Source organism: Bradyrhizobium sp. NC92, from assembly GCF_025200865.1.
Lineage (GTDB): Bacteria > Pseudomonadota > Alphaproteobacteria > Rhizobiales > Xanthobacteraceae > Bradyrhizobium.
Genome location: NZ_CP104171.1, coordinates 8,081,868 through 8,107,554, shown reverse-complemented (window position 1 = coordinate 8,107,554; position 25,687 = coordinate 8,081,868). Strand labels below are relative to the sequence as shown.

The 25,687-nt window shown below is 64.6% G+C and carries 25 protein-coding genes; 14 read left to right on the top strand and 11 right to left on the bottom strand.

Going from position 1 to position 25,687, the window contains the following annotated elements:
- Positions 1-20: 20 nt before the first annotated feature.
- The 4 genes from N2602_RS37710 to N2602_RS37695 form a co-directional block, all read right to left on the bottom strand.
- Positions 21-1,151 carry an ABC transporter substrate-binding protein gene (locus N2602_RS37710; protein ID WP_260381238.1) on the bottom strand — a complete coding sequence of 377 codons (1,131 nt, stop codon included), beginning with the start codon at positions 1,149-1,151 and terminating at the stop codon, positions 21-23.
- A 56-nt stretch (positions 1,152-1,207) separates the two neighbouring features.
- Complete coding sequence (locus N2602_RS37705) at positions 1,208-2,083, bottom strand: shikimate dehydrogenase (RefSeq protein WP_260381237.1); 876 nt, start codon at positions 2,081-2,083, stop codon at positions 1,208-1,210.
- A gap of 132 nt (positions 2,084-2,215) precedes the next feature.
- Positions 2,216-3,154 carry a LysR family transcriptional regulator gene (locus N2602_RS37700; RefSeq protein ID WP_172786152.1) on the bottom strand — a complete coding sequence of 313 codons (939 nt, stop codon included), beginning with the start codon at positions 3,152-3,154 and terminating at the stop codon, positions 2,216-2,218.
- 429 nt (positions 3,155-3,583) lie between these two features.
- On the bottom strand, positions 3,584-3,760 hold the full coding sequence (locus N2602_RS37695; protein WP_172786151.1) for a hypothetical protein: 177 nt from the start codon (positions 3,758-3,760) through the stop codon (positions 3,584-3,586).
- Between the two features lie 166 nt (positions 3,761-3,926).
- Here N2602_RS37695 and N2602_RS37690 point away from each other — a divergent pair, with 166 nt between their 5' ends.
- The 9 genes from N2602_RS37690 (at position 3,927) to N2602_RS37650 (ending at position 12,779) form a co-directional block, all read left to right on the top strand.
- Positions 3,927-4,655: a LuxR family transcriptional regulator gene (locus tag N2602_RS37690; RefSeq protein WP_172786150.1), complete on the top strand. Its 729-nt coding sequence runs from the start codon at positions 3,927-3,929 to the stop codon at positions 4,653-4,655.
- Between the two features lie 85 nt (positions 4,656-4,740).
- Positions 4,741-5,400, top strand: coding sequence for an acyl-homoserine-lactone synthase (locus tag N2602_RS37685; protein ID WP_172786149.1), 660 nt, complete (start codon positions 4,741-4,743; stop codon positions 5,398-5,400).
- A gap of 1 nt (position 5,401) precedes the next feature.
- The gene (locus tag N2602_RS37680) at positions 5,402-5,620 is read left to right on the top strand and encodes a hypothetical protein (RefSeq protein WP_172786148.1); all 219 of its coding nucleotides are present in this window, start codon (positions 5,402-5,404) and stop codon (positions 5,618-5,620) included.
- Between the two features lie 390 nt (positions 5,621-6,010).
- Positions 6,011-6,928, top strand: a complete 918-nt coding sequence (locus N2602_RS37675) for a branched-chain amino acid ABC transporter permease (protein WP_018644491.1) — start codon at positions 6,011-6,013, stop codon at positions 6,926-6,928.
- Positions 6,925-7,869: a branched-chain amino acid ABC transporter permease gene (locus tag N2602_RS37670; RefSeq protein ID WP_172786147.1), complete on the top strand. Its 945-nt coding sequence runs from the start codon at positions 6,925-6,927 to the stop codon at positions 7,867-7,869. The genes N2602_RS37675 and N2602_RS37670 overlap by 4 nt, the downstream gene beginning before the upstream one ends.
- Positions 7,862-8,629 carry an ABC transporter ATP-binding protein gene (locus tag N2602_RS37665; protein WP_212256023.1) on the top strand — a complete coding sequence of 256 codons (768 nt, stop codon included), beginning with the start codon at positions 7,862-7,864 and terminating at the stop codon, positions 8,627-8,629. Before N2602_RS37670 ends, N2602_RS37665 begins: the two co-directional genes overlap by 8 nt.
- Positions 8,622-9,335 carry an ABC transporter ATP-binding protein gene (locus tag N2602_RS37660; RefSeq protein WP_260381236.1) on the top strand — a complete coding sequence of 238 codons (714 nt, stop codon included), beginning with the start codon at positions 8,622-8,624 and terminating at the stop codon, positions 9,333-9,335. Before N2602_RS37665 ends, N2602_RS37660 begins: the two co-directional genes overlap by 8 nt.
- A gap of 397 nt (positions 9,336-9,732) precedes the next feature.
- On the top strand, positions 9,733-10,344 hold the full coding sequence (locus tag N2602_RS37655) for a helix-turn-helix transcriptional regulator (RefSeq protein WP_260381235.1): 612 nt from the start codon (positions 9,733-9,735) through the stop codon (positions 10,342-10,344).
- 185 nt (positions 10,345-10,529) lie between these two features.
- Positions 10,530-12,779, top strand: a complete 2,250-nt coding sequence (locus tag N2602_RS37650; RefSeq protein WP_260381234.1) for a TonB-dependent siderophore receptor — start codon at positions 10,530-10,532, stop codon at positions 12,777-12,779.
- A 31-nt stretch (positions 12,780-12,810) separates the two neighbouring features.
- Here the strand turns inward: N2602_RS37650 and N2602_RS37645 are convergent, their stop codons facing one another.
- From N2602_RS37645 to N2602_RS37635, 3 genes are all read right to left on the bottom strand, one after another.
- Positions 12,811-13,143, bottom strand: a complete 333-nt coding sequence (locus tag N2602_RS37645) for a hypothetical protein (protein ID WP_172786231.1) — start codon at positions 13,141-13,143, stop codon at positions 12,811-12,813.
- A gap of 586 nt (positions 13,144-13,729) precedes the next feature.
- Complete coding sequence (locus tag N2602_RS37640; RefSeq protein ID WP_260381233.1) at positions 13,730-15,178, bottom strand: glutamine synthetase family protein; 1,449 nt, start codon at positions 15,176-15,178, stop codon at positions 13,730-13,732.
- Between the two features lie 145 nt (positions 15,179-15,323).
- On the bottom strand, positions 15,324-16,682 hold the full coding sequence (locus tag N2602_RS37635; RefSeq protein ID WP_260381232.1) for an aromatic ring-hydroxylating dioxygenase subunit alpha: 1,359 nt from the start codon (positions 16,680-16,682) through the stop codon (positions 15,324-15,326).
- Positions 16,683-16,795: 113 nt separating this feature from the next.
- On the opposite strand from N2602_RS37635, the gene N2602_RS37630 reads away from it, so the two are divergent.
- Complete coding sequence (locus N2602_RS37630; RefSeq protein ID WP_172786230.1) at positions 16,796-17,581, top strand: IclR family transcriptional regulator C-terminal domain-containing protein; 786 nt, start codon at positions 16,796-16,798, stop codon at positions 17,579-17,581.
- A 132-nt stretch (positions 17,582-17,713) separates the two neighbouring features.
- Positions 17,714-18,046 carry a PRC-barrel domain-containing protein gene (locus N2602_RS37625; RefSeq protein ID WP_172786141.1) on the top strand — a complete coding sequence of 111 codons (333 nt, stop codon included), beginning with the start codon at positions 17,714-17,716 and terminating at the stop codon, positions 18,044-18,046.
- An 86-nt stretch (positions 18,047-18,132) separates the two neighbouring features.
- Here N2602_RS37625 and N2602_RS37620 read toward each other — a convergent pair whose 3' ends face one another.
- The 4 genes from N2602_RS37620 to N2602_RS37605 all read right to left on the bottom strand — a co-directional run bounded on the left by N2602_RS37620 (position 18,133) and on the right by N2602_RS37605 (position 21,026).
- On the bottom strand, positions 18,133-18,567 hold the full coding sequence (locus N2602_RS37620) for a VOC family protein (RefSeq protein WP_260381231.1): 435 nt from the start codon (positions 18,565-18,567) through the stop codon (positions 18,133-18,135).
- Between the two features lie 124 nt (positions 18,568-18,691).
- On the bottom strand, positions 18,692-19,519 hold the full coding sequence (locus tag N2602_RS37615) for an AraC family transcriptional regulator (protein ID WP_260381230.1): 828 nt from the start codon (positions 19,517-19,519) through the stop codon (positions 18,692-18,694).
- A gap of 199 nt (positions 19,520-19,718) precedes the next feature.
- Positions 19,719-20,114 (bottom strand): group II truncated hemoglobin, encoded by a 396-nt coding sequence (locus N2602_RS37610; RefSeq protein WP_260381229.1) that lies wholly within the window; start codon positions 20,112-20,114, stop codon positions 19,719-19,721.
- A gap of 3 nt (positions 20,115-20,117) precedes the next feature.
- Positions 20,118-21,026 carry a helix-turn-helix transcriptional regulator gene (locus tag N2602_RS37605; protein ID WP_212256038.1) on the bottom strand — a complete coding sequence of 303 codons (909 nt, stop codon included), beginning with the start codon at positions 21,024-21,026 and terminating at the stop codon, positions 20,118-20,120.
- 121 nt (positions 21,027-21,147) lie between these two features.
- Between N2602_RS37605 and N2602_RS37600 the strand changes: the two genes are divergently transcribed.
- The 3 genes from N2602_RS37600 (at position 21,148) to boxC (ending at position 25,540) form a co-directional block, all read left to right on the top strand.
- The gene (locus N2602_RS37600; RefSeq protein ID WP_260381228.1) at positions 21,148-22,689 is read left to right on the top strand and encodes a benzoate-CoA ligase family protein; all 1,542 of its coding nucleotides are present in this window, start codon (positions 21,148-21,150) and stop codon (positions 22,687-22,689) included.
- Between the two features lie 226 nt (positions 22,690-22,915).
- Positions 22,916-23,728 carry an alpha/beta fold hydrolase gene (locus tag N2602_RS37595; RefSeq protein ID WP_260381227.1) on the top strand — a complete coding sequence of 271 codons (813 nt, stop codon included), beginning with the start codon at positions 22,916-22,918 and terminating at the stop codon, positions 23,726-23,728.
- A gap of 123 nt (positions 23,729-23,851) precedes the next feature.
- Positions 23,852-25,540, top strand: a complete 1,689-nt coding sequence (gene boxC / locus N2602_RS37590; protein ID WP_260381226.1) for a 2,3-epoxybenzoyl-CoA dihydrolase — start codon at positions 23,852-23,854, stop codon at positions 25,538-25,540.
- Positions 25,541-25,687 lie beyond the last annotated feature (147 nt).

Below are 25,687 nucleotides of genomic sequence, written 5' to 3'. Positions count from 1 at the left end.
GCGGGGAGAGGCGAACACCCTCACTTCAGCTTGGGCAGCACCTGCTTCACCACCTGCTTGCCCTCGACCACCTCGACCAGGAAGCTCTGGCGGTCGATGTCGCCGGTGTCGCTGAAGGTGACGTCCATCAGGATGCCCGGCTCGTCCGCGGCCTTGATGGTGAGGCCGTGCAGCGTGTCGGCGAACTTCTTCGGGTCGACCTTGCCCATCTTTTCGGTGGTGGCCTTCACCATGTAGACGGCGAGGTAGCCCTTCAGGCCGTTATGATCAGGGACGTAATTGTACTTCTTGGAGAACTTCTCGCGGAACGCCTTGATCAGGTCGACCGGCGCGTCGGTGGTGAGGCCGACATGGCCGCGCGCGCCGTTGGCGGCATCGCCGGCGAGCTCGATCACCTTCTGGCCGATCAGCGTGGTCTCGCCCATCAGCGGCGCGGTGACGCCCTGGCGCTTCAGCTCCTTCAGGATGCGCGCGCTCTCTTCTTCGTTCAGGTAGACGAACACGGCATCGGGATTGGCGGCCTTGATCTTGCCGACGTCGGCGGCGAAGTCGGCCTGACCCGCCTCGGTGGAGAGATCGGCGACGACCTTGGAGCCGAGCCGGTCGAGCTCCTTGATCATCACGTCGCGCCCGCCGCGGCCGAAGTCGTTGTTGACCCAGACCACCGCGACCGTCTTGGCCTTCATCTCGTCGTGGATGTACTTTGCGACCTTCGGCATCGAGGATTGCTGGCCGAACGAAGTGCGGAACAGGAACTTGTTGCCGCCTTGCGTCAGCTCGGCGGCTTCGCCGCCCATGATCTGCGCGATGCCGGCTTCGGCCGCGAGCGGCGCGGTCACCTTCACCGAGCCGGAATAGCCGGGTCCGAGCAGCACATAGGGCTCGGCGTCGAGCGCCTTCTGCACCTGGGCGCGCGCCACCCCCGGGTTGGACTGCGAGTCGGCGTGGCTGACCTCGAGCTTGCGGCCGAGCACGCCGCCCTTGGCGTTGATCTCCTCGATCGCGAGATCGATGCCGTTCTTCCAGTTCGTGCCGACGGTGGCGCCGCCGCCCGAGAGCTCCGCGACATTGGCGAGCTTGATCGCTTGGCCAAAGGCGCCCGTTGCAGTGATGACGGTGAGCAATGCGCCCACCACTAGCGTTGATTTCATCGTCCTCTCCTCCCGTTTCAAATCTTGCAAGCGGCCTTGTATCCGGCCGCTTCGCCTCAAGCTGCCTGATAGGCCGCGCTGCGCGCAGCCATCACGGCGTCAAAAGCCTCTCCCATGATCTCGGTCGATGGGGCAAGGCCTGTGAACAGTTCGAAGGCGTCGGCGGCCTGGTAAATCGCGAGCTCGCGGCCGGTCATGATCCGGGCGCCTTTCTCTCGCGCTGCGGCCAGCAGCGGCGTGATCAACGGCGAATAGACGGCGTCGGCGACCCAAAGGTCCGCTCTGAGCAGCCCCACCGGCACCGGCGTGTCATGGTTCGGCAGCATGCCGACCGGGGTGCCGTTGACGAGACCGGTCGCGCCCTCGAGCGCGTCCTCGACGCTGGTGGCGACGCGGGCGCCGCGCGAGGCGAGCAGAGCGGCCAGTTTCTCGGCGCGCGCCGGCTCGCTGTCGAAAATGCGGATGTCGGCTACTTTCAGGCTCGCCAGCGCAAACGCGATGGCCTTGCCGACGCCGCCGGCGCCGATCACGGCGACGGCGTTGCCGGACGACGCCAGCAACGGCATCACCGCCCGCGCAAAACCCGTGGTGTCGGTGTTGTGGCCGGTCAGCCGGCCATCCCGGACGACGACGGTGTTGACCGCGCCCATGCTGGCCGCGCCTGGCGCCAGTGCGTCGAGCAGCGGCACGACCGCTTCCTTATAGGGGTAGGTGACATTGACGCCGGCAAAGCCGAGCCGCCGGACGCCCTCCAGCATCATGCGCAGCCCGGCCGCATCGGCGCCGGCGACCTCGATGAGCTGGTAATGGCCCCGCAGGCCGAGCGCCTCGGCGGCGCGCTCGTGCATGGCGGGGGACGCGGAATGCGCGATCGGCGCGCCGATCAGGCCGGTGAGGAGCTTCTTGCTGGCGGCGTATCCGCGTTTCGACATGGTTCGCGATCGTTTCGTTGGGAGCATCCGGCCCCGGCCATTAGCGGGGAAATCTGTGCAATTCCAGCTGCGACGATAGTCTTTCCCCCGCCTAACACAATTACCCTTTTGTCCTGCAAACCTAACATCATGTTACTTCCTTCGTCCGCGGGCCGGGGCGGCCTTGCCACTGCCGCGGGACGGCTCGACCGCGCGCATCTCGGTGCGCAGCGCCTCGATGAAGTATTCGGCGTGCAGCGACAGCGGCGTGCCGCGCTTGACCGCGACATAGGTGTCGAACCGCGTCGGCTCGGCGATCTTCAAGAGCTCGATGCCGGGATAGCCGCCATGGGCCACCGTGAACTGGTCGATGATGGCGATGCCGAGCCCCGCCTTCACCAGCGCGCAGACCGTGGTGCCGAAGCGTGCGCGGATGGTGATGTTGTAGTCGAGCCGATGGCGCGCGAAGATCTCGGCCATGATGCGGCCATAGGGATCGTTGGGATCGATGCCGATCAGTGGATAGCGCGTGATCTCGGCGGCCGAGACCTGCTTGCGGCCGGAGAGCTCGTGGCCCGGCGGCACGATGCAATAGAGCTCGCCCGAGGCGAGCGGCATGAAGTCGAGCCCGGAATGCTCGAGCCGATAGCTCATCGCCACGCACTCGCCGCGGCCGAGCATCAGGTAGTCGATGGCTTCCTCGAGCTTGAGGATGTTGATGTCGATGCCGAGATCGGGATAGCGGCGGCGGACGCGCTCGATCGCGCGCGGCACCATCACCTGCGAGATGCTCGGCACCGAGCCGATGCGTAATTCCGAGAGGCCGCCGCGGCCGATCTTGGAGATGATCTCGGAGAGGTCGTCGACCTTCTTGTAGACGCCGTTGATCTGCTCGAAAATGTTCTCGGCTTCCGGCGTCGGGAAGTAGCGCCCATTCTGGCGCTGGAAGAAGCGGATGCCGAGCGAGCGCTCGGTGTATTTGACGAGGCGGCTGATCCCCGGCGCCGAGACGTTGAGCAGCTTCGCCGCACCGCCAATGGTGCCCGTCACCATCACGGCACGGATCACTTCGACCTGGCGCAGCGTCATCATGGCCTTGAAATGTCCCTGGCATCGACAAGAGATCGTGGCGGCGATCATCTCACGAGAGATGCGATGTCATCCAGCGGCAAGTGTGTGTCGATGTGGACGGAGGCGCGGTGCTTTACCCTCCCCTGGAGGGGGAGGGTCGATCGCGCGAAGCGCGAGCGGGGTGGGGTGATCTCTCCACTCGGGCACTGTTCGTCGCGGAGGGACCGTCACCCCACCCCGTCTCACATTTCGCTGCGCTCAATATGAGACGACCCTCGGGCGAGCTACGCTCGTCCCGGACCCCTCCAGGGGAGGGTAAGAGCGCAGCAGGCTCGTTGCGGATGATGACGAAGCAACTTCCCGGTCAGAGTGTTCGACTAAAATCCGCGCGTTCAGATGGAGAGGCGTTCTCGTGGCGCGATCTGTTGCTTCGGCTGTTGCAACGGCACTCTAGCTCGCTGGCCCTTCCGGCAACACGCTCCCGGCCAGCTCCGCGCGCTCGCTCTGCAGCACCTCGCGCGCAAACTCGATGATCTTCTGCTTGTTTGCGGTTTCGCGGACGGCAAAAAACACGCGGTTCAATTCCAGGCCGAGCACACTGTTGAGGGCGATATCCTCGTCTTCCATCGTTGGTTTCCCGCTTCGACGCCTTCAGGTGTATCGTGGCGTCAATTCTGCCACAAGTAGTTTAAATCTTCAGAACGGATGAGCACCGGGAAACTACTGCCATAGCGAATTGAGGCAGTCTGCGAATACGTGCTATACGGGAGCGGCGAGGGTCAGGAAACTTACGATGTCCGCCGTTGATTATGGCCGGGAGGCGCTCGATTTCATCGAAGGGCTCGCAGCCCATACCAAGGTTTCGGACGCCATGGACGCGCTTGCAACCGCGTTCGGTCGCTACGGTTTCGAACATATCATCGTGACGGGCTTGCCGAATCCCGAGCAGCGCTTTTCCCAGATGGTGCTTGCCAAGAAGTGGCCGGCGGAGTGGTTCAGCCTCTATACCGAAAAGAGCTACGACCGGGTCGATCCCGTGGTTCGCAAATGCCGGCAGACGGTGAACCCTTTCGAATGGTCCGAAGCGCCGTACGATCCGGAGCTGGAGCCCGGTGCGGTCGAGGTGATGCGGCGCGCAGCCGATTTTCGCATGTCGCGCGGCTTCGTCGTGCCGATCCACGGCTTGACTGGCTATGAGGCCGGCGTCTCGCTCGGCGGCGTCCACCTCGATCTCAATGCGCGCAGCAAGCCGGCGCTGCACCTGATCGGGATGTACGGCTTCGATCACATCCGCCGTTTGCTGGAGCCGGTGCCGCATCCGTCCACGCGTCTTACCCCCCGCGAGCGCGAGGTGATCGCCTGGGCCTCGCAAGGCAAGTCTGCCTGGGAAATCGGCGAGATCCTGCACATCACGCAACGCACCGCCGAAGAGCATCTTGCAACTGCTGCGCGCAAGCTCGGCGCCGTCAACCGGACGCATGCGGTCGCCATCGCGATCCGCCACAGAATCATCACTCCCTGAAATCTTCGCCTACTGGGAAATTTCCCAATAGTCGATTTTTCCTTTTTCGCTGAGGCTGCCCCCATTTCAAGCCATGGGGGACTTCATGATTCATGTGATTTCTTGCGTCAATCGGCACCTATACGAGGACGTTCTCGAACAGCATTTCCGAATTCGTCACGAGATTTTCGTCGAGGAGCGGAAATGGGAGGCGCTTCGCAAGCCCGATGGCCGCGAGATCGACACCTACGACAACGAGGACGCGGTCTACCTGCTGGCTCTCGAAAACCGCCGTGTGCTCGGCGGCTCCCGCCTGTATCCGACCACCCGGCCGACGATGATGAGCGAGGTTTTCCCGCATCTCGCCGCGGTGCGCGGTTGCCCTGCGGACCCGCTGGTCTGGGAGTGGTCGCGCTTCTTCGTCACGCGCGAGCGCCGCGATGGCGAGTTCAATTTACAATTGATGGCGGCCGCGCAGGAATTCTGTCTCGATCAGGGCATCGAACGGCTCTGCCTCGTCATGGAGACGTGGTGGTTGCCGCGGTTCCACGACATCGGATTTGTCGTGACGCCGTTGGGATTGCCGGCGCTGGTGGAGAATTCCTGGACCATGGCGGCGACCATCGAGATGCGCCAGGAGTCGCTCGATGTCGTGCGCGACCGTATTGGGATGACGAGCATCGTCCAGCAGGACGGTCCGCGGATCGACTGCATCGCCCGTGCCAACCTCCGCGGTCATGCTGCCGCGCAACGAAAGAGCGCCTGAAATGTCGAACGTGATGCGGGACAGCCAGATCATGGCGCAAATCCGGGACGAGGATCTCGGCTACATGTCCGACATGGCGCTCGAGCTGGCGCAGATGGCGGAAGACACCGGATTGACGACGCTCGCCTATCTGTTTCGGATGGCGGCCCTGGAGGCATCGACGGCCAACAGCGTCCTCACCGAGCCGGAGGAGCTCCCCCGGCAGATGACGTCGCACTAGGCGCAACATGATCGCACCCTCTCATCGCCAGCCGGTGAGAGGGTGATGTCATTTGAGTGCGGCAGGTTGCCTCACGGCGGGCGGCAGCCTTTTTGCATTGCAAGGCGCATATCGGCGCCCCTTTGCTGCACGAAGAAGCGCCGGATGCCTAAAATCCTCTATTGCTCCGAATTGTTTTAAGCCTAAAATGTTTTCTAGATCGTGCTGCCGGGTGCAATCCGCATGTGCCGAGATGCAACAAAGTGCATGTCTGGTGTCGAATCGCTCTTGCCTAGGAACGATACTGCCATTACCCATTTTTCGGCCTTGAAGAGGCAGGGGGAGCTCTTTCACTGATGGCGACTGTGTTCGAACATCGGCGCAACGCTGCGCGCGCCTGAAAGAGTCTTGATGCTGCTCGTCGTCGAACAATTCTTGAATGGGCTGCAGTTCGGCCTGCTGCTGTTCCTGCTCGCCGCCGGCCTGACGCTGGTGTTCGGGATCATGGATCTCGTCAACCTTGCGCACGGCTCGCTCTACATGATGGGCGCCTATTTCGCCGCGACCTTCGCGGCGTGGACCGGCAGCTTCCTGCTCGGCGCGCTGATGGCGCTGGGAGCCACGCTCGTGCTCGGCATCGTGCTGGAGGTGACGGCGCTGCGGCATCTCTACGGCCGCGACCATCTCGACCACGTGCTCGCGACCTTCGGCCTGATCCTGTTCTTCAATGAAGCCGTGCGGCTGATCTGGGGCCCGGCGGGCCTGGCGTTGCCGCTGCCGGCCTGGCTCACGGTGCCGGTGCCAATCCTGCCCGGCATTCATTATCCCGCCTATCGGCTCGCCATCATCGCGGTGGCGCTGCTGGTCGCGCTCCTGCTCTATCTCGGCGTGATGCGCACCCGCATCGGCATGCTGATCCGCGCCGGCGCCTCCAACCGCGAGATGATCGGTGCGCTCGGCATCAACATCAAGCTGCTCTACACGCTGGTGTTCGGCCTGGGCGCCGCGCTCGCGGGCCTCGCCGGCCTGATGCAGGCGCCGATCCTCACCGTGCAGATCGGCATGGGCGAGAACATCCTGATCCTCGCCTTCGTCATCATCGTCATCGGCGGCATCGGCTCGATCCGCGGCGCCTTCCTCGCCGCGATCTTCGTCGGCATGATCGACACGCTCGGCCGCGCCTTCCTGCCGAACCTGCTCCGCCAGGTGCTGAGCGGCGCCGCCGCGTCCACCGCCGCACCCGCGCTGTCCTCCATGCTGATCTATCTCCTGATGGCGATCGTGCTGGTGGTAAGGCCGGAGGGGCTGTTTCCGGCCAACCGTCGATGAAGGGTTTGAGCGTGAGCAAGGCCGTCACGGCCCTGATGCTGGCGGGCCTCGTGCTGCTGCCGCTCTATTCGCAGCTGTCCGGCAACATCTTCATCCTGACGCTGTTCACCCGCATCATCATCCTGGCGCTGGCGGCCGCGAGCCTCAACCTGATCATGGGGTTTGGCGGCATGATGAGCTTCGGCCATGCCGCCTATCTCGGCATCGGCGGCTACGCCGTCGGCATGCTCGCGCAGGAAGGCTTAGGTTCCGGCTTCATCCAGTTTCCGGTCGCGCTCGCCGCGTCTGCGATCTATGCGCTCGTGATCGGCGCGCTCTCGCTTCGCACCCGCGGCGTCTACTTCATCATGATTACGCTGGCCTTCGCGCAGATGGCCTATTACGTCGCCTCGGGGCTGGCGCGTTACGGCGGCGACGACGGCCTCACGATCTACAATCGCAGCGACTTCTCCGGTCTCATCAATCTCGGCAATCGCGTGCAGTTCTACTATCTCTGCCTCGCCTGCCTGTTCGGCGTCGTCTTCCTGATCTGGCGCATCGTCAATTCGCGCTTCGGTCTCGTGGTGCAGGGCCTGCGCTCCAACGAGCAGCGCATGCAGGCGATCGGCTTCCCGGCCAAGCGCTACAAGCTGGTCTGCTTCGTCATATCGGGTACCATGTGTGGCTTGGCCGGCGCGCTGCTCGCCAACAACACCGATTTCGTCAGCCCGGCCGTGATGTACTGGACCCGCTCCGGCGACCTCATGGTGATGGTGATCCTCGGCGGTATGGGCACGTTGTTCGGCCCGATCATGGGTGCGGTGGTGTTCCTGCTGCTGGAGGAGTTCCTGTCGCAGATCACCGAATATTGGGCGCTGATCATGGGGCCGCTGCTGCTGCTCATCGTGCTGTTCGGCCGCGGCGGCATCATGGGCGTGCTCGGGAGGGCTGGCCGTGGCTGAACCCTTGCTCCGCGTCGAAAAGCTGGTGCGCCGCTTCGGCGGCATCATCGCGACCGACAACGTCTCGCTCGACGTCGCATCCGGCGAGCTGCACGCCATCATCGGCCCGAACGGTGCCGGCAAGACCACGCTGATCAGCCAGCTCACCGGACATCTCGCGCCGCATTCCGGTAGCGTCTCGCTGGCGGGGCGGGACATTACCGACTTGCCGGCCTATCGCCGCTGCGCGCTCGGTCTTGCGCGTTCGTTCCAGATCACCTCGCTGCTGCTCGACTTCACCGCCGCCGACAATGTCGCGCTGGCGGCGCAGGCGCATGCCGGCACCTCGTTTCGCTTCTTCGCCAACGCGCGCAAGGAGCGACCCTTGCGCGATGCCGCACACGCCGCGCTCGACCGCGTCGGTCTCGGCCATCGGGCCGATGTCGTGGTGAACAGGCTCAGCCATGGCGAGCGTCGCGAGCTCGAGCTTGCCGTTGCGCTCGCCAGCAAGCCGAAGCTGCTGCTGCTGGACGAGCCGATGGCCGGCCTCGGTGTCACCGAATCCCAGCGCATGGTGAAGCTGCTCCAGGAGCTGCGGAAGGAGGTGTCGATCGTGCTGGTCGAGCATGACATGCCGGCGGTGTTCGCGCTCGCCGACCGCATCTCGGTGCTGGTCTATGGCCGCGTCATCGCCTCCGGCGATCCGGCCGCGATCCGGGCCAACGAAGACGTCAAGCGCGCCTATCTCGGCGATCAGCACGTGGTGACGCATCATGGCTGACACGCTGCTCGACGTCGACGACATCGAGACCTGTTATGGCCTGTCCCAGGTGCTGTTCGGCCTGTCGCTGTCGATCAAGCCGGGCGAGATGGTCTCGCTGATGGGCCGCAACGGCATGGGCAAGACCACCACCATCCGCTCCATCATGGGCCTGACGCCGGCGCACGCAGGCACCATTCGTTTCGCGGGCGCTGAGGTGCGGCAGCTTCCGTCCTACAGAATCGCCAAGCTGGGCGTCGGTCTCGTTCCCGAGGGACGCCAGATCTTCCCGAACCTCACCGTGCGCGAAAACCTGGTCGCGGCTGCGGCCGATCGCTTCAACAGCGATAATCCCTGGACGCTCGCCGCCATCTACGTGCTGTTCCCGCGCCTGGCCGAGCGTGCGTCCAACATGGGCAACCAGCTCTCCGGCGGCGAGCAGCAGATGCTCGCAATCGGCCGCGCGCTGATGACGAATCCCAAACTCCTGATCCTGGACGAAGCGACCGAGGGTCTCGCACCGCTGATCCGCGAAGAAATCTGGAACTGCCTGTCGTTGCTCAAGAGCCGGGGTCAGTCGATCCTGGTCGTCGACAAGAACGTCGATCATCTCGCCCGCATCTGCGATCGCCACTACATCATCGAGCGCGGCAAGACGGTGTGGAGCGGCATCTCCGACGAGCTGATGGCCGCGCCGGACTTGCAGCACAAATATCTGGGAATCTGACGCGTTCGGTGCCCTCCCGGCGCAACGCAAGCTTCCTTCGAGCAAATCCAATTTCGAAATCCTCCAAACTGCGCGCTGAGCTCTTGAGCGCGCCGCCGTCAGCCGTCAAAGAAGGCGCGGCGTTGTGGATTCGATGCGGGACTTTTACGAGCAAATTGTCGGGTTGCCTCAGGACGACATCGGTTCCGCACAGCGAGGGACCGCCCAATGGCTGGATTATCCGGGCTGTGTGTTCGTCAAAGGGGAGTTTCGAGCAGACGCCGGCGGGCCTGCAATCGCGGCGCCGGGTCTGTTCATCTCGGTGGCGTTCGATGAAGCCGACACTGGCCGCGGCACTCTGACGCGCTCAATCGGCGAGAGGCGGATGGGCGTGATGGCTGTGCGGGAGTCCCTCGCCGTGAAACGCTCAGTGCGGTGTGGGAAGCGGCCCGCCATCGGCCTCGCGTTGCCCGAAGCTTCCATCGATCAACTCGGACTCGGCGCCGCGTTTCGGGCGCTGTTCAAGGACGAGAGATCTGGTGCGGTCATCGTCTCGCGGACCGCATCAGCGCGGGTGCGGGCGGTCGCGGCGGAAATGTTCTCGCCGCCGGTCGCCGGAAGCGCGGCGCGATTGTTGTTGTCGGCGCATGCCGCCGAGATCATCGTTCATGTCTTGTTCGGTGAGTGCGGCCGGATCGCGGTTGATCCGGCAACAGATCTCCAGCGCATGCGGCTGCAATCGGTCAAGGAGCGGATGGACGCCGACCTTGCCTATCCCTGGAGCATCGACGAGCTGGCGCGCAACGCAGGCCTGAGCCGGCGATCTTTCAATCAGAAATTCCAGATCGCCTATGGCGAGAGCGCCATCGATTATCTGAGGGCGCGCCGGCTCGATACCGCACGATCCCTTCTGATACACCAGCGCTTGTCGGTCACCGAGGCGGCCTATCGGGTCGGCTACACCCATCCGGCGAACTTCGCGACGGCCTTTCGCAGGCGCTTCGGTCATTCGCCGAGCCGCTGCCAGTAACAGCAGCACGCGATGCGCGGCCTCAGGCCTCAGTCTTGAAAGCCTCCACGTGGAATCAAAGGCGATTTGCGCGGTCGCAAAGGCGGCGTGCGCCTCGATCTGGTTACTCCCGGGTTGTCCAAAGACGGAGCTTGGGGAAGACGATGAGGCGTGGCGACGGGCAAACGTTCGGTTGGGAACGGGTGATGAAGGCTGGTCTGGGTGTGGCCGGTCTGGGCGCGGTTTTGCAGTCGACGCCGACCCTCGCACAGGTCTCCGGGACCAATTCGGGATCAACGGCCGCGACATTGCCGCCCGTCACCGTGGAGGCGCCGAGCCAGGTGCGTCCGCGCGCCCCGTCTACCCAGCGCAATTCACCATCGCAGCGCGGTCGTGTCGCGGCGCAACGCGATGCCGCCTCCAGGCAAGCCGGAAGCCGGGATGCGCGCGAGGCAGGTGGCAGTCGCGCCACGACGTCGAGCGAGAACAGCTACGTCGCGAACAGCAGCTCCGCAGGCACCAAGACGAACACGCCCCTGCTGGAGACGCCGCAGTCGATCTCGGTCGTGACGCGCAAGGAGCTCAGCGACCGCGCCGTGCAGACGCTGACGGAAGCAGTCGGCTATGAGCCGGGCGTGCGCATCGATGCCTCAGGCTACGATCCGCGCTTCGACGCCATCTCGATCCGCGGCTTCGACATCACCTATAACGGCATCTATCTCGACGGCCTGCGTCTCGTCGGCGCCGGCCTTGGCGTGTTCAAGACGGAGCCTTATGGGGTCGACAGCATCACCGTGGTCCGCGGCCCGAGCTCGGCGCTTTACGGCCTCGGCTCGCCAGGCGGACTGATCGATCTGCAAAGCAAGCTGCCGACCAGCCAGCCGTTCCACGAGGTGCAGACGCTGTTCGGCGACCGCGATCGCGTCCAGGGCAATTTCGATGTCTCGGGGCCGATCGATCCCAACGGCCAGTTCTCGTATCGGCTGACCGGCGTGGTGCGAGACGCCGACGTGTTCGTGCCGGGGGGCAAGGACAATCGCACCTATGTCGCTCCCGCCGTCACCTGGCGACCGGACCAATCGACAACCCTCACGCTTCTCGGCGCCTATCAGAGATCGAAGACGCCGGGCTCGATGTTCACTTATTCGGCGGGGACCGGCACCACCACGGATATCTTCACGGGCAGCCCGTCTTACAATTCGCTCGATCAGGAGCAGGGGCGGGTCGGCTATCTGTTCGAGCACGCGTTCAACAACGCCGTGACCGTTCGCCAGAAATTCCGCTACGTCGATCTCGACGCGGTCACGCGCTACGTCGGCTTTCTCGGTGTTCCCGTCGGCAATGTCGTGTCGCGTTATACCGGCTACGTCCACGACACGCTGCAATCGGCCATCATGGACAACCAGGTCGAGGCAAGGCTCTCCACTGGCCCCGTGCAGCACACGCTCCTGGTCGGCACCGATTATACGTCGTCGAGGTTCACCGACAAGCAGGGGTTCGGCTTCGGCGTGTCCGATCTCAATCTGGCTGCGCCGGTCTATGCGCCGGAATCGATTCCGGATCCCGCGATCTCGTCCTCCACGGCGCAGCGGCAAACCCAGTCCGGCATCTACATTCAGGATCAGGCCAAGCTCGACCACTGGATCCTGACGCTGAGCGGCCGCAGCGACTGGGTCCGCACCACGAACGAGGACCTGCTCGCGCTGACGAGACAGGCGCAGTCCGATCAGGCTTATAGCGGGCGGGCAGGACTGACCTATGTGTTCGATTCCGGTGTGGCGCCCTACGTCGCCTATTCGACGTCGTTCTTTCCCAATCTCGGCGTCGATCCGTCGGGCGCCTTCTTCAAGCCGACCACCGGCAAGCAGACCGAGATCGGCGTGAAGTATCAGCCGCTGGGGACGCGGAGCTTCATCACCGCCGCGCTGTTCGACCTGACCCAGGATGGCGGCCTGGTGACGACGGGCGCGGGCGTGACGATCCAGCGCGGCGAGATTCAAAGCCGCGGCTTCGAATTGCAGGGGCTTGCAAGCCTCGGCAATGGTTTCGATATCACCTCGTCCTACACCTATCTCGACATGGTCACCAAGCAGGCCGGCGACAGCGCGCTGGTCGGCAAGTTTCCGTCCGGCAATCCTCCGCACACCGTGACACTGTGGGGGAATTATGCCCTGCCGCTGGCTGGCCCCTTCGCGGGCCTGAGCGTCGGTGCCGGCGCGCGCTACATGTCCTGGAGCTATGGCGATGATCTGAACACGTTCAGGAACAGCTCGGTGACGCTGGTCGACGCGGCGCTGAAATACGATTTCGGCCAGGCGGCGAAGGAGCTGAAAGGGCTTCAGTTCCAGGTCAACGCCAAGAACCTGTTCAATGTGCACTACACGACCTGTCAGGTCGGTTATTGCTACCGGGGTGCGCCGCTCACCGTCATCGCCACGCTCGGCTATCGCTGGTGAGCGTAGCTACCGGGCGGATGCGGCCGGACGATTACCAATAGATCCCGTGGCGGTGCAGTTCGCGGATCACGCGGGCTTCCACGGACGGCTGCCGGCGTTTCGGCTTTGGCGTTTCGGTCGTCTTTGCCGCCGGCGTGGTGGTTGATTGCGCCGGAGCTGCGGCTGTCGGTGTCGTCGCGGCGGGCGCGGCCGGCGTCTGGACGTTTGCCGGTGAGGCTTGCGTCGCCTGCGGCGGCGTGGCGGCCGGCTGCTCGGTGGCCGGCTGGTTCGGATTGGCCGCCGCCAGGCTGAGGCTCCGCGAGCCTCCGGCGTGGGCTTGGCTTGCGAGCAGCGACATCGCAGCGATCAGGATCAGCTTGCGCATGGAAATCCCCGTCATCTGGTCAATCGATCTTACCTAATTCCCGTGGGCTCAACGCGCGAGGCGGTGCACGCCGATCTCGACCAGGGTGGTCCGGCAGGACAGGCGATAGATCAGGCTGAAAAGCTGACTCCACATGACCGAACTCCGTTGTTGATCATTGGAAGGCGTTATACGCCGCCTGCCTTTCCGGCGTTTTTCGCCGGATGAGGAAAATGGCTTCGTCCGGGGCCGGCGCGATGTCGTCGGAACATTCCGGAAGAAGCCGCCTCACGCCGGCGTGAAGCAGCGCGCCTATCGAGGCCGGACCGGATTCCGATAGAGGCCGGTAGTTGTCCCGAGATGAAGCGAGCGCGGCGCGGCAGTATCGTGCGGGCGGCTTTCAGACCCGGTTATTGTATGAGTTCCGATCGCGAAGACTATCCGCCGATCCTCATCTGCTCAAAATGCAGGCGCCCGATGAAGTTCCTGGCGACACTACCTGGAATAGTCACACTGCCTGCGGAGCACGTTTATTTTTGCGTCCAGTGCCGTCGGGTGGACACGATTCGGCTGAAGTGAGGCGCCGGCGCCGGCGAGCCCGACCTGCTCAAAACACCTCGAAATATTCGCGATGCTCCCAGTCGGTCACTTCCGACAGGAAGCGGTCGATCTCGGCGTTCTTGATGTGGGTGTAGTAGTCGACGAACTCCGCCCCGAGCTTCTCGCGGAAGAACGGGTCGTCCTTGAGCGCTGAGACCGCATCGCGCAAGCTTTTCGGCAATGGCGGCGCCTTGGTCTCGTAGGGCGTGTCGGCCGAGGGGCCGGGATCGAGCTTGCGGTCGACGCCGTCGAGGCCGGAGAGAATCTGCGAGGCCATGTAGAGATAGGGATTGGCCGCGGGCTCACCGATGCGGTTCTCCAGGCGCGTTGACGCATCACCGGCGCCGCCGAGCACGCGGATCATCACGCCGCGATTGTCGCGGCCCCAGATCGCACGGTCGGGCGCCAGCGAATAGGAGCGATAGCGCTTGTAGCCGTTGATGGTGGGCGTGGTGAACAATGTCGAGGCGCGGGCGTGATCGAGCAGGCCGGCGAGGTAGGATTTGCCGAACGCGCTGAGCGGCTCGCCGCCATCCTTCGCCGCTTCCTGGGCCATGAACAGATTGTCGCCGCTCGCGCGCGAGACGATCGACTGATGCAGGTGCCAGCCGCTCGCGAACACGTTCGGCAGCTTCGGCCGGCACATGAAGGTGGCGTGATAGCCATGGCGGCGCGCGATCTGCTTCACCGCGCTGCGGAACAGCACCATGTTGTCGGCGGGCTCCAGGCCCTTCTTCGGCTGGAACGTGAATTCGCACTGGCTGGGGCCGAACTCGACCTCGACCGAGCGCAACGGCAGCCCCAGCGCGACGATGTCGCGGCGCAGGATCTCAAGCACCGGCTCCATCTGATCGAAGCGTTGCTCGGTGAGATATTGGTAGCCGTGGCTGAGCAGGCTGACCGAGGGCGGCGTGCCGGGCTGGCCTGCGTCTTCCGCGCGCATATGCGGATCGTCGAGCCTGAAGATGTGGAATTCCACTTCGAGCCCCGCCACGAAATCGTGGCCGCGCGTGCCGAGCTCGCCGAGGACGCGCTTGTAGAGCCCGCGCGTCGCGAAAGGCACGGGACGGCCGTCGTTGAAATAAAGGTCGCACAGCACCCAGCCCGTGGTGGGCGCCCACGGCAGCACGCGAAACGTGGTGGGATCAGGCACCATCAGCACGTCGGCCGCGCCCTCCATCTCCTTCATGCCGAAGCCGCCGCCTGCCGTGAACACGGGGAATACCGTGCGATGCGAGGTATCCTTGGCCAGCATGGTGGTGGTGATGGAGCAGCCGCTCTCCAGCGAGGCGATCGCCTCGGATGCGACGATGGTCTTGCCGCGCAGGATGCCGTGCTGGTCGGGGAAGGCGAGGCGGATGACCTCGAGGTTCTTCTCCTCGGCGATGCGGCGCATGCGCTGGGCTGCGTCCCTCTGCTCATCCGACCACAGCGCATGTCGCGCGACGAAAGTCACTTTGCTACTCCTCCAGTCGTGAGGCGCGAGGCATGCGCCACATTCTCCGTCATTGCGAGGAGCTCTTGCGACGAAGCAATCCAGAAATGCATCCGCGGTGACAGACTGGATTGCTTCGCTTCGCTCGCAATGACGAGGATAGACGTCACTCCGCCGCCGTCAGCCGGTGCACGTTGTCCGCGATCTCCTTCGGCACCGGCGCGGTCCATGGCGCGCCGCGGCGGCGCTTGACGTCGACTTCCATCCAATAGGTCTCCCAGCCCCGCGTCGGTCCGATGCCGTCCATCGTCGCTGGCCCCTGAATGCTGCGCGCGTTGGCCGCGTCCAGAAACAGCATCGGCCTCTCGCCGCCGGAGACCTTCTCGATCTCCTGCCGCAGCAGGCGGCGATACTGCACGATCGCCTTGTCGCTCTGTCCGAGATGCTCCTTGGTACGATCCTGGATCGCGCCCATCGATTCCACCGCCCATTGGTCGTGGACGTTGATGTCGTTGCCCATGCCGGTATAGGTCGCGGTCTGCTGCTCGTGCGGATCGAAACCGTAATCGTTAGCTCGGTTCTTGCGCGATTTGTAGTCGGGCAGCTCGTAGAGCTCGAGCCGCTGGTCGCGCATCTTCTGCTTGTCGACCGGGTTCGAATAGCTGGTGAAGATCGCGTACCAATAGCAGTTCTCGTCATCGACAGGCACGTGCCACTGCGTGATCGTCATCTCCGTGCTCATGGGGATGACGAAGCCGTGCGGGAACAGCTGGTTGGTGACGCGCACATGGGTGCGCTCCTCGTCGATCTCGCGCAGCGCGATCAGGCGCAGGCCATATTCGGTGTGCTCGACATTGATGATCGGGCGGTCGTATTCGCGCAGGATCTTCGTCATCGGCAGATCGCTGCCGGCGGAGGCGCCGCGAAACTGCTTGCCGTAGGCGGTGGAGGTGTCCTCGTCCTCGAAGAAGCGGTGCAGATAGGAGGCGTGGGCGGGATCGATGCCGACCTCCAGCGCCTGCAGCCAGTTGCAGGCCATGTGGCCCTTGAACGCGAAGGTATGGCTGCTTGGTGCAATGAAGCAGTCGAGCTCCGGGAACGCCGGCGGCTTACCCTCGCCGAGATAGGCCCAGAGGATGCCGCTCTTCTCCACGACGGGGTAGGAGCGCTGGCGGATGTTCTGGCAAAGCTTGGAATCCTTCGGCTCGGCCGGCGTCTCGATGCACTGGCCGGTGGCGTCGAACAGCCAGCCATGGAAGGCGCAGCGCAGGCCACCATGCTCGAGCCGTCCGAAGGCGAGGTCGGCGCCGCGATGGGCGCAGTGGCGGTCGATCAGCCCAAAGCGCCCGGTCTCGTCGCGGAACAGCACCAGATTCTCGCCGAGCAGTTTCACCGAACGGATCGGCCGCGCACCCTCCAGCTCGTCCACCAGCGCCGCCGGCTGCCAATAGCTCCGCATCAGCTTCCCGCACGGATCCTTCGGCCCGGTGCGGGTGATCAGGTCGTTCTGCTCCTGGCTCATCATGGCGGTCGCGTCCTTTTCTGGAGAAGCGTTCTGTTCGCCTATTGAACGAATGGGCGAATTATGACATGAGCTGGAGCGCCAGCAAGTACTATTTTGCAGGATTTTCCCCTGACATGCCCAAGCTGAAGCGGACTGAGACTGACGAGCGCGCAACGGATTTCGTCGAGGCCCTCGACCGCGGGCTGCGCCTGCTGCAGTGCTTCGGCACAAATGCCGGCCCGATGACGCTGAGCGATCTCGCCCGCACTGCCGATCTGCCGCGCGCGACGGCGCGGCGCATGCTGTTCACGCTCCAGCGCGGCGGCTTCGTCAGCGGCGATGGGAAACTGTTCTCGCTGACGCCGCATGTGCTGACGCTGGCCGCGTCCTATTTGCGATCCAACCAGCTCGTCGCGGTGCTGCAACCGGTGCTCGATCGCGTTGCGACGGCGGCGAATGAAATCTCCTCGCTGGCCGTGCTCGACCGCGACGAGGTCGTGTTCATCGCCCGCAGCAGTCCGGCGCGCATGTTCTCCGGCGGCCTCGAGATCGGCTACCGCCTGCCGTCCTTCTGCACCTCGGTCGGCCGCGCCATGCTCGGCCAACTCGACGACGCCGATCTCGCTGCCCGGCTGAAGACGATGAAACGGGAGGCGCTGACGCCGCAGACGGTGACCGATCCGAAGGCGCTGCTCGCGCGCATCGCTGCCGACCGGGCCCAGGGCTATTCGCTGGTCGACCGCGAGGCCGAGCCGCACTTCCGCTCGATCTCGGTCCCCGTCCGCCGCTACGACGGCGTGATCGTCGCCGCCATCAACATGGGCGCGCATGTCGACCGCGTGCCGGCGCAGGAGCTGATCGACCGCTTCCTGCCGCTGTTGCGGGACGGTGCGGAGGCGGTGCGTTCGCAGTTGCTGTAAGCGTGTAGGGTGGGTTAGCCGAAGGCGTAACCCACCACTTCCGTCCACGCGGAAACTAAAGAGGTGGGTTACGCTTCGCTAACCCACCCTACTCAGCTATAATGCGCTCCACACAAGACCAGGGAGCACGCCATGCAACACACCATGGTTCCCAGTGATCGCGTGGAGCACGTCGCCGTCTACGGACGCGACGGCACGAAGCTCGGCACGATCGAGCGACTGATGCTCGACAAGATGAGCGGAACGGTCGCCTATGCCGTGATCAAGACCGGCGGGCTGCTCGGTACACGTCACCATTATCCGCTGCAGTGGAGCGCGCTGAAATACGATCCGGCACGGCAGGCGTTCCAGATCGAGCAGACGCTGGACGAACTCAGCAGCGGCCCGTGCGAGTTCGATGGCGACGCGTTCGACTGGGGCGACCGCTCGCGGCCCTACCCGCATCCGAATTACTGGTCGATCTAGCGGGGAAACGGTCGGCCAGCGCGCATTCTCGGCGCGGATGCGGCTGGCTCAAGCGGCGCCCGAGCGTTGTCCGACGCGAGCGCCCGCTAGCCGGGAAGCGGCTGCTCGCCGACTTTGGGCCAATAGGTGCCAAAGCTCCAGAGCCCGCCCTCCGGATCGCGCGCGGCGAAATCGCGGCTGCCATAATCGGTCGCGTAGGGCTCCATCTCGATCTGCGCCCCGGCGGCCTTGACCTTTTGATAGAGCGCGTCGGGCTCATCAACAGCGAGATAGACGGCATCCGTCCGCCGGCCGCCGATGTCGCCAACCTGTCTGCCGTAGGCGTCGTCGCGATGCGCGCCCAGCATGAGGATCGACGATCCGAACGCCAGCTCGGCGTGAACGACCGTGTCCTCCTTGCGGTACACCACGCGTTCGGTGAAGCCGAGAACGTTCTTCAGCCAGGCGATCATCGCCTCCGTATCCTTGCAGCGCATGGTGTGGAAGAGGCGCGGCGCTTCATAAACGTTCGGCGGGTTCATGACACTCTCCAAGCTCGTTCCAAGTCCGGTGCAAGTCCTTGTCTGTTGCGAAACCGACCCTAGTTCGGATCAAGCCAGCCGGCTTGAACAAATGGGACCTGCCCGTGTCTCGCCCCGCGTGGCGCTAGCCTCCGCCGTCGCGCATCAGTCGTGGATCGATGACATCGAGCCGCGCGGCCCATCCGGTCGGTGTCTCTCCGCTGAAGATGCGGAAATCGCGCGCAAGATGTGCCTGGTCGGCATAGCCGGCCTCCGCGGCAATGGCCGCCCAGCCGCCTGCGCCGTCCGTCCGGGCCAGGATGCAAGCTCGATGAAAGCGCAGCATCTGGGCCAGCGTCTTTGGCGGAACGCCGATCTCGTGGTGGAAGCGGCGCGTGAGATGCTTGCGGCTCCAGCCGATGTCGGAGGCAATGTCGGCGATTCTGACCGCGCCCGCGCCTCGCCAGAGCGTCTGCAACGCGAAAGCGATCTCAGGCGAAGGCTCATGCACGGCGTGGCGAAGCACGAAGTCTTCCACGATCTCGAATCGTCGCTGCCAGCCGGTCGCCTCGGCCACCCTCGCGCGGAGGTCGCTACCGTGCCGCCCCCAAATGTCGTCGAGTCCGACGATCCGTGCGGTCAGATCGGGCACGGCTCCTCCGAAGAAACGATACGCCCCGAGCGGCGTGAAATCGACCTGAACGCATTCGGCGTGTCCGTCGGATTCGATAACGACCGGTCCGGGAAACAGACCCGCCGCGAAACTCGGCCGCGCATCGGCGGTGTCAGGTTGGTGTCCGAGTGCAATACGGAAGGGCGTTCCCAAATTCACCAGCAGAGGCAGTGTAAGCGGCGCGGCGTGCCGGAAGGCGGCCAGGCCGATGCCGCGCTCGCGGTAGAACGAAATGCTGGAGACCAGGCGCGCAAGGCGCGGCGAGGGCGGTCGACGAACGACATCGGGAGGCGCGTCCATCGCACGCTACCTTTGGTCCGCCTCGCGCTCCACCGCCTTGTAGAGCACGCCTGCCATCTCGCGTGTGCTCGCGTCCGCGCGCACGGTGTCACGGAGGATCTCGGTCATGTCTGGAGCTTAGCAGGCGATCGCGGCGGAACTCAAATGACCCGGTGCAGGGTACGTGATACGCCGTCGAACTGCGCCAAAGGCGGCCCTGTCACGGCCGGTTGCGCATCCAATCCGCAAGGCCCGATATCGCCTTGTCGAGGTCCTGCCGCGCGGCGGCATCGGTGATCGTCTCCTCCATCGCGCCGCGCATGCACTTCATCCAGGCGTCGCGCTCGGCGTCGCCAATGGCAAAGCCGAAATGGCGTTGGCGCAGCCGCGGATGGCCTTTCTCGGGGGTATAGAGCCGCGGGCCGCCGGTCCATTCGGTGAGATAGCGCTTCAGCACGTCCCTGATCAGGCCGAGATCGTCCGCGTGCATGGCGCGGATGATCTTCGCCTCCGGCAGCGTGTCCATGCGGTCGTAGAAGCGGTCGACGAGGGCGTCGATCGTGGCGCGGCCGCCGATCCGCTCGAACATGGAGATTGCGGTGGTGGTGTCGGTCATTCTCTACAGCGCCACGCTGCGCAGGCCGAAGCTGCGGGCCTCGTTCTGCAGCACCGGGCGCACCGCATCGATCAGGCGCGCGGCGGCGGCGTCGACCGACAGCCCCGCCGTATCCACCACCGCGGTCGCGCGCGAATACAGCGGCTCGCGGCTCAGCAGGATGTTGCGCAGCTCTGTCATCGCCGAGCGATCATCCGCCATCGGGCGCAGATCGCCCTGGCGGCGCACGCGCGCCATGTGCTCCTCCGGCTCGGCCTTCAGCCAGATCGTGTAGAACGAGCTCAGGACCTTGTCGAAGGTCAGGGGCTCGGAGACGATGCCGCCGCCGGTTGCCAGCACCATCAGCTCGTTGCGCGCCAGCAGCTGTTGCAGCGCCGCCTGCTCCATGCGGCGAAAGCCTTCCTGGCCGTAGAGCGCGATGATCTCGGCGACCGAAAGCCCGTTCTGCTGCTCGACCTCCTTGTTGAGCTCGACAAAGCTCCAGCCGATTTTCTTCGCCAGCATCCGCCCAAGTGTCGACTTGCCGGCGCCGCGCAAGCCGATCAGCGCGATGCCGCAGAATGGCGCGCGCCGCGGCGCGGAGGCGCTGCCCCCAGTGAGCAGATCTTTTGCTTGTGCGATCTGGCTCGGAGTCGCCTTGCGCAAGAGGTCGCGAAACATCTGCCAGTCCGGCGTCGGATCCGCGCTAGGCAGCAGGTCTTCGAGATGCGCGCCCATCGCGTCGGAGACGCGGCGCAGCAGCACGATCGAGACGTTGCCCTTGCCGCTCTCGAGCTGCGCGATGTAGCGCTCCGAGATTCCCGATACCTTGGCGAGCACTTTGCGCGACATGCCGCGCAGCGCGCGCATGGTGCGCACACGCTGGCCGAGCTGTTCGAGGAAGCGGGATTCGGCGTCGGGACTTTCGGTCATGAGCCTTCTTTACAGGTGTCCTGCGGCGCGTTTTAATGAAACATAGTGCCTGCTGGCATTGACAGCAAGCCGCCGTGGTGTCTTTCTATGAATTATAATTCTAAATTCGGGAGAGATGTCCGTGAGCGAGGGATCCTACAACGCGGTGACCTGGCTGCTCGACCGTAACGTCGAGGAGGGCAGGGGCAGCAAGCTCGCCTTCGATGACACCGTCTCGCGGCTCACCTATGGCGAGCTCCAGCAACAGACCCGGCGCGCCGCCAACATGCTGCGCCGGCTCGGCGTTCGCCGCGAGGAGCGCGTGGCGATGATCATGCTCGATACGGTCGATTTCCCGATCGTGTTCCTGGGCGCGATCCGCGCCGGCATCGTGCCGGTACCGCTCAACACGCTGCTGACCGCGGACCAATACGCCTACATCCTCGCCGACTGCCGCGCGCGCGTGCTGTTCGTGTCCGAAGCGCTCTATCCCGTCATCAAGGACGTCGTCGGCCGCATGCCTGATCTCGAGCATGTCGTGGTCTCCGGCGCCAAGCAGAACGGCCACAAGCAGCTTGCCGAAGAGCTGGCCGCCGAGAGCGACCAGTTCACCACCGCCGCGACGCATCCGGACGAGCCGGCGTTCTGGCTGTATTCGTCGGGATCAACGGGCATGCCCAAGGGCGTGCGCCACATCCATTCCAATTTGCAGGCGACCGCCGACACCTACGCAAAACAGGTGCTCGGCATTCGCGAGAGCGACGTGTGTCTCTCCGCGGCGAAATTGTTCTTCGCCTATGGCCTCGGCAATGCGCTGACCTTTCCGATGTCGGTCGGCGCCAGCGTGATCCTCAACAGCGAGCGGCCGACCCCGGCGCGCATGTTCGACCTGATGAACCGCTACGATCCCTCGATCTTCTACGGCGTGCCGACGCTGTTCGCGGCGATGCTCAATGACGAGACGATGAAGAGCGAGCGCGGCGGCAAGGCGTTGCGCATCTGCACCTCCGCGGGCGAGGCGCTGCCGGAATCGGTCGGCAACAGCTGGAAGGCACGCTTTAACGTCGACATTCTCGACGGCGTCGGCTCGACCGAGCTGTTGCACATTTTTCTGTCGAATGCGCCCGGCGATATCAAATACGGTTCGTCCGGCAAGCCGGTGCCAGGCTATGCGGTGCGGCTCGTCAACGAAGCCGGGCAGGATGTTGCCGACGGCGAAGTCGGCGAGCTCCTGGTCGATGCGCCCTCGGCCGGCGAAGGCTACTGGAACCAGCGTCACAAGAGCCGCCGAACCTTCGAGGGACCGTGGACCCGCACCGGCGACAAATATGTCCGTGACGCGGATGGCCGCTACACCTTCTGCGGCCGCGCCGACGACATGTTCAAGGTCTCAGGCATCTGGGTCTCGCCGTTCGAAGTGGAGAGCGCGCTGATCACGCATCCGGCGGTGCTGGAAGCTGCCGTCGTGCCCGAGGCCGATCCGGAAGGACTCCTAAAGCCCAAGGCCTTCGTCGTGCTGCGCCCCGGCGCCAAGACGACGGATTTGCAGGAGATGCTCAAGGAGCACGTCAAGCAGAAGATCGGCCCCTGGAAATATCCGCGCTGGATCTACGTGGTGGACTCGCTGCCGAAAACGGCGACCGGCAAGATCCAGCGGTTCAAGCTGCGGGAAGGGGCGCATTGAGCGTGTGGCGCTTGCTTGCCCTCCAGGGGAGGGGGAGGGTCGGCACGCGATGGAGCGTAGCGAGACGCGTGACGGGGTGGGGTGATCTCTCCACACGGGCACTGCATCTGCGGAGAGGCTGTCACCCCACCCCGCTTCACATCTCGCTGCGCTCGCTGTGAATCGACCCTCCCCCTCCAGGGGAGGGTGGGCATCTCGGCATTTGGCTAGGAATGGGAATTCGACCATGACCAATCTCACCCCCACCGGCTTCCTCGACATCGGCGGCGTCAGCCTCGAATACAAATGGCTCGCGCCGCTGGTCCCCAACGCCCCTACCATCGTCATGCTGCATGAAGGCCTCGGCTCCGTCGGCCTCTGGGGCGATTTCCCGGAGAAGCTCCAGCAGGCCACGGGCGCGGGCATCTTCGCCTATTCGCGCGCAGGCTATGGCCAGTCCAGCCCGGTCGCGCTGCCGCGGCCGCTCGACTACATGCACCGCGAGGCGCTGGACGTGCTGCCGAAGCTGCTCGATGCGATTCAGTTCAAGCGCGGCCTTCTGCTCGGCCATTCCGATGGTGCCTCGATCGCCACCATCTATGCCGGGGCGCATCAGGATCATCGCCTCAACGGCCTCGTGCTGATCGCGCCACATTTCATCGTCGAGGACATCTCGATCAAATCCATCGCCGCGATCAAGACGACGTTCGAGATCACGGACCTCAGGTCAAAGCTCGCGCGCTGGCACAAGGACGTCGACAATGCCTTCCAGGGCTGGAACGGCGCCTGGCTCGATCCGAAATTCCGCGATTGGGATATCTCCGAATACCTCGCCTACATCCGCGTGCCCGTCATGATCGTGCAGGGCGCAGATGATCAGTATGGGACGCTGCGCCAGGCCGAGATCGCGCAGGAGGAATGTTACTGCCCGGTCGACCTGAATGTCTTTGCCGGCGCGGCGCATTCCCCCCATCGCGAGGTCCCGGGACCCACCCTCGATGCCATCACGCAGTTCGCAAAGGCCGCCTTGCGGGACGATCCAGGGCTTCAGGCCGCATGAGGCGCATGCGATCGAGATGAAGCAAAGTGCATGTGAGTCCGAGATTCGGGCTAGACTGACTGGGCAAGATGCACTATTGTGCATCTAAGGCTCGAAATGCATAACCAAGCTTAAGGGTGGCTCATGGCCGGGGAAGATCGGCGCCTCGCAGGCGGCGCGACATTCATCGATTTCCAGACCGAACCGTCCCGCTACAAGCATTGGAAGCTCGCGGTCGAGGGCGACGTCGCGACGCTGACCATGGACGTCGACGAGAATGGCGGCCTGTTCGAGGGCTATTTGCTCAAGCTCAATTCCTACGATCTCGGCGTCGACATCGAGCTGGCCGACGCGGTCCAGCGCCTGCGCTTCGAGCATCCCGAGGTGAAGGTCGTCCTGCTGCGCTCGGCCAAGAACCGCGTGTTCTGCGCCGGGGCCAACATCCGCATGCTCGCGGGCTCCACGCATGCCCACAAAGTAAACTTCTGCAAGTTCACCAACGAGACCCGCAACGGCATGGAAGATTCTTCGGAGAATTCCGGCCAGCGTTTCATCACGGTCGTGAACGGCTCCGCCGCCGGCGGCGGCTATGAGCTGGCGCTCGCGACCGATCACATCATCCTCGCCGACGACGGCTCGTCCGCAGTAGCGCTGCCCGAAGTGCCGCTGCTCGCGGTGCTGCCGGGCACCGGCGGTCTGACCCGCGTGGTCGACAAGCGCAAGGTGCGCCGCGACCACGCCGATGTCTTCTGCACCATCGAGGAAGGCGTGAAGGGCAAGCGCGCCGTGCAATGGCGCCTCGTCGACGAGATCGCGCCGAACTCCAAGCTCGAGGCCAAGATCGCCGAGCGCGCCAAGGAGTTTGCGGCGGCCTCGACCCGCAAGGGCAGCGGCAAGGGCATCGCGCTGACGCCGCTCAAGCGTCTGATCGACCAAAACAGCATCCGCTACGGCCTCGTCACCGTCGACATCGATCGCACCGCCCGCATCGCCACCATCTCCATCAAGGCGCCGGAGACCGCGCCGCCCGCCGACATCGACGGCATGATGGCGCAAGGCGCCTCGTTCTGGCCGCTGCAGGTGGCGCGCGAGCTCGACGACGCCATCCTGCACTTACGCATCAACGAGCTCGAGATCGCCATGCTCGTCTTCAAGAGCCATGGCGACCGCGCCCATGTGCTGGCCTGCGATGCTTTCCTCGAAGCCAACAAGGCGCATTGGCTGGTCAACGAGATCAGGCATTACTGGAAGCGCGTGCTCAAGCGCGTCGACGTCACCTCGCGCACGCTGGTGACGCTGGTCGAGCCCGGCTCCTGCTTTGCCGGCACGCTCGCCGAGCTCGTCTTCGCCGCCGACCGCTCCTACATGTTGATCGGCACGCGCCAGGGCGACAACCGCCCGCCGCCCTCGATCGAGCTGTCCGCGATGAATTTCGGCCCGTATCCGATGAGCCATGGCCTGACGCGGCTGCAATCGCGCTTCCAGGCCGACCCGTCCGATCTGGAGCGGGCGGAAGCGACGCTCGGCACCAGCCTCGATGCCGAGCAGGCCGAAGAGCTCGGCCTCGTCACCTTCGCGCTCGACGACATCGACTGGGACGACGAGGTCCGCGTGTTTCTCGAGGAGCGCGCCAGCTTCTCGCCCGACAGCCTCACCGGCATGGAAGCGAGCCTGCGCTTCGTCGGTCCCGAGACGATGGAATCAAAGATCTTCGCCCGCCTCACCGCCTGGCAGAACTGGATCTTCCAGCGCCCGAACGCCGTCGGCGAGGAAGGCGCGCTACGCCGCTACGGCAGCGGCCAGAAGCCGAAATTCGATATGACGCGGGTTTAATGACGATCGTGTCCCGGGCGCGCTGCGGCATGCAATGCCGCTGCGCAGAACCGGGACCCAGAGCGACCAGACAATGGGTCCCGGCTCTGCAGCGCACCGCTTCGCGGCTAGCGCAGCGTCCGGGACACGGGACAGACCAAGGAGCAC

Excerpts from the sequence above, each read along its gene's own strand:
- N2602_RS37685 (WP_172786149.1), top strand. The coding sequence starts at position 4,741 with ATGATTCATGTGATTTCTTGCGTCAATCGGCACCTATACGAGGACGTT.
- N2602_RS37680 (WP_172786148.1), top strand. The coding sequence starts at position 5,402 with ATGTCGAACGTGATGCGGGACAGCCAGATCATGGCGCAAATCCGGGAC.
- N2602_RS37625 (WP_172786141.1), top strand. The coding sequence starts at position 17,714 with ATGCAACACACCATGGTTCCCAGTGATCGCGTGGAGCACGTCGCCGTC.
- N2602_RS37690 (WP_172786150.1), top strand. The coding sequence starts at position 3,927 with ATGTCCGCCGTTGATTATGGCCGGGAGGCGCTCGATTTCATCGAAGGG.
- boxC (WP_260381226.1), top strand. The coding sequence starts at position 23,852 with ATGGCCGGGGAAGATCGGCGCCTCGCAGGCGGCGCGACATTCATCGAT.
- N2602_RS37635 (WP_260381232.1), bottom strand. The coding sequence starts at position 16,682 with ATGATGAGCCAGGAGCAGAACGACCTGATCACCCGCACCGGGCCGAAG.
- N2602_RS37710 (WP_260381238.1), bottom strand. The coding sequence starts at position 1,151 with ATGAAATCAACGCTAGTGGTGGGCGCATTGCTCACCGTCATCACTGCA.
- N2602_RS37630 (WP_172786230.1), top strand. The coding sequence starts at position 16,796 with ATGCCCAAGCTGAAGCGGACTGAGACTGACGAGCGCGCAACGGATTTC.
- N2602_RS37595 (WP_260381227.1), top strand. The coding sequence starts at position 22,916 with ATGACCAATCTCACCCCCACCGGCTTCCTCGACATCGGCGGCGTCAGC.
- N2602_RS37660 (WP_260381236.1), top strand. The coding sequence starts at position 8,622 with ATGGCTGACACGCTGCTCGACGTCGACGACATCGAGACCTGTTATGGC.
- N2602_RS37610 (WP_260381229.1), bottom strand. The coding sequence starts at position 20,114 with ATGACCGACACCACCACCGCAATCTCCATGTTCGAGCGGATCGGCGGC.
- N2602_RS37650 (WP_260381234.1), top strand. The coding sequence starts at position 10,530 with ATGAAGGCTGGTCTGGGTGTGGCCGGTCTGGGCGCGGTTTTGCAGTCG.
- N2602_RS37675 (WP_018644491.1), top strand. The coding sequence starts at position 6,011 with ATGCTGCTCGTCGTCGAACAATTCTTGAATGGGCTGCAGTTCGGCCTG.
- N2602_RS37620 (WP_260381231.1), bottom strand. The coding sequence starts at position 18,567 with ATGAACCCGCCGAACGTTTATGAAGCGCCGCGCCTCTTCCACACCATG.
- N2602_RS37670 (WP_172786147.1), top strand. The coding sequence starts at position 6,925 with ATGAAGGGTTTGAGCGTGAGCAAGGCCGTCACGGCCCTGATGCTGGCG.
- N2602_RS37705 (WP_260381237.1), bottom strand. The coding sequence starts at position 2,083 with ATGTCGAAACGCGGATACGCCGCCAGCAAGAAGCTCCTCACCGGCCTG.
- N2602_RS37700 (WP_172786152.1), bottom strand. The coding sequence starts at position 3,154 with ATGATGACGCTGCGCCAGGTCGAAGTGATCCGTGCCGTGATGGTGACG.
- N2602_RS37645 (WP_172786231.1), bottom strand. The coding sequence starts at position 13,143 with ATGCGCAAGCTGATCCTGATCGCTGCGATGTCGCTGCTCGCAAGCCAA.
- N2602_RS37605 (WP_212256038.1), bottom strand. The coding sequence starts at position 21,026 with ATGACCGAAAGTCCCGACGCCGAATCCCGCTTCCTCGAACAGCTCGGC.
- N2602_RS37615 (WP_260381230.1), bottom strand. The coding sequence starts at position 19,519 with ATGGACGCGCCTCCCGATGTCGTTCGTCGACCGCCCTCGCCGCGCCTT.
- N2602_RS37695 (WP_172786151.1), bottom strand. The coding sequence starts at position 3,760 with ATGGAAGACGAGGATATCGCCCTCAACAGTGTGCTCGGCCTGGAATTG.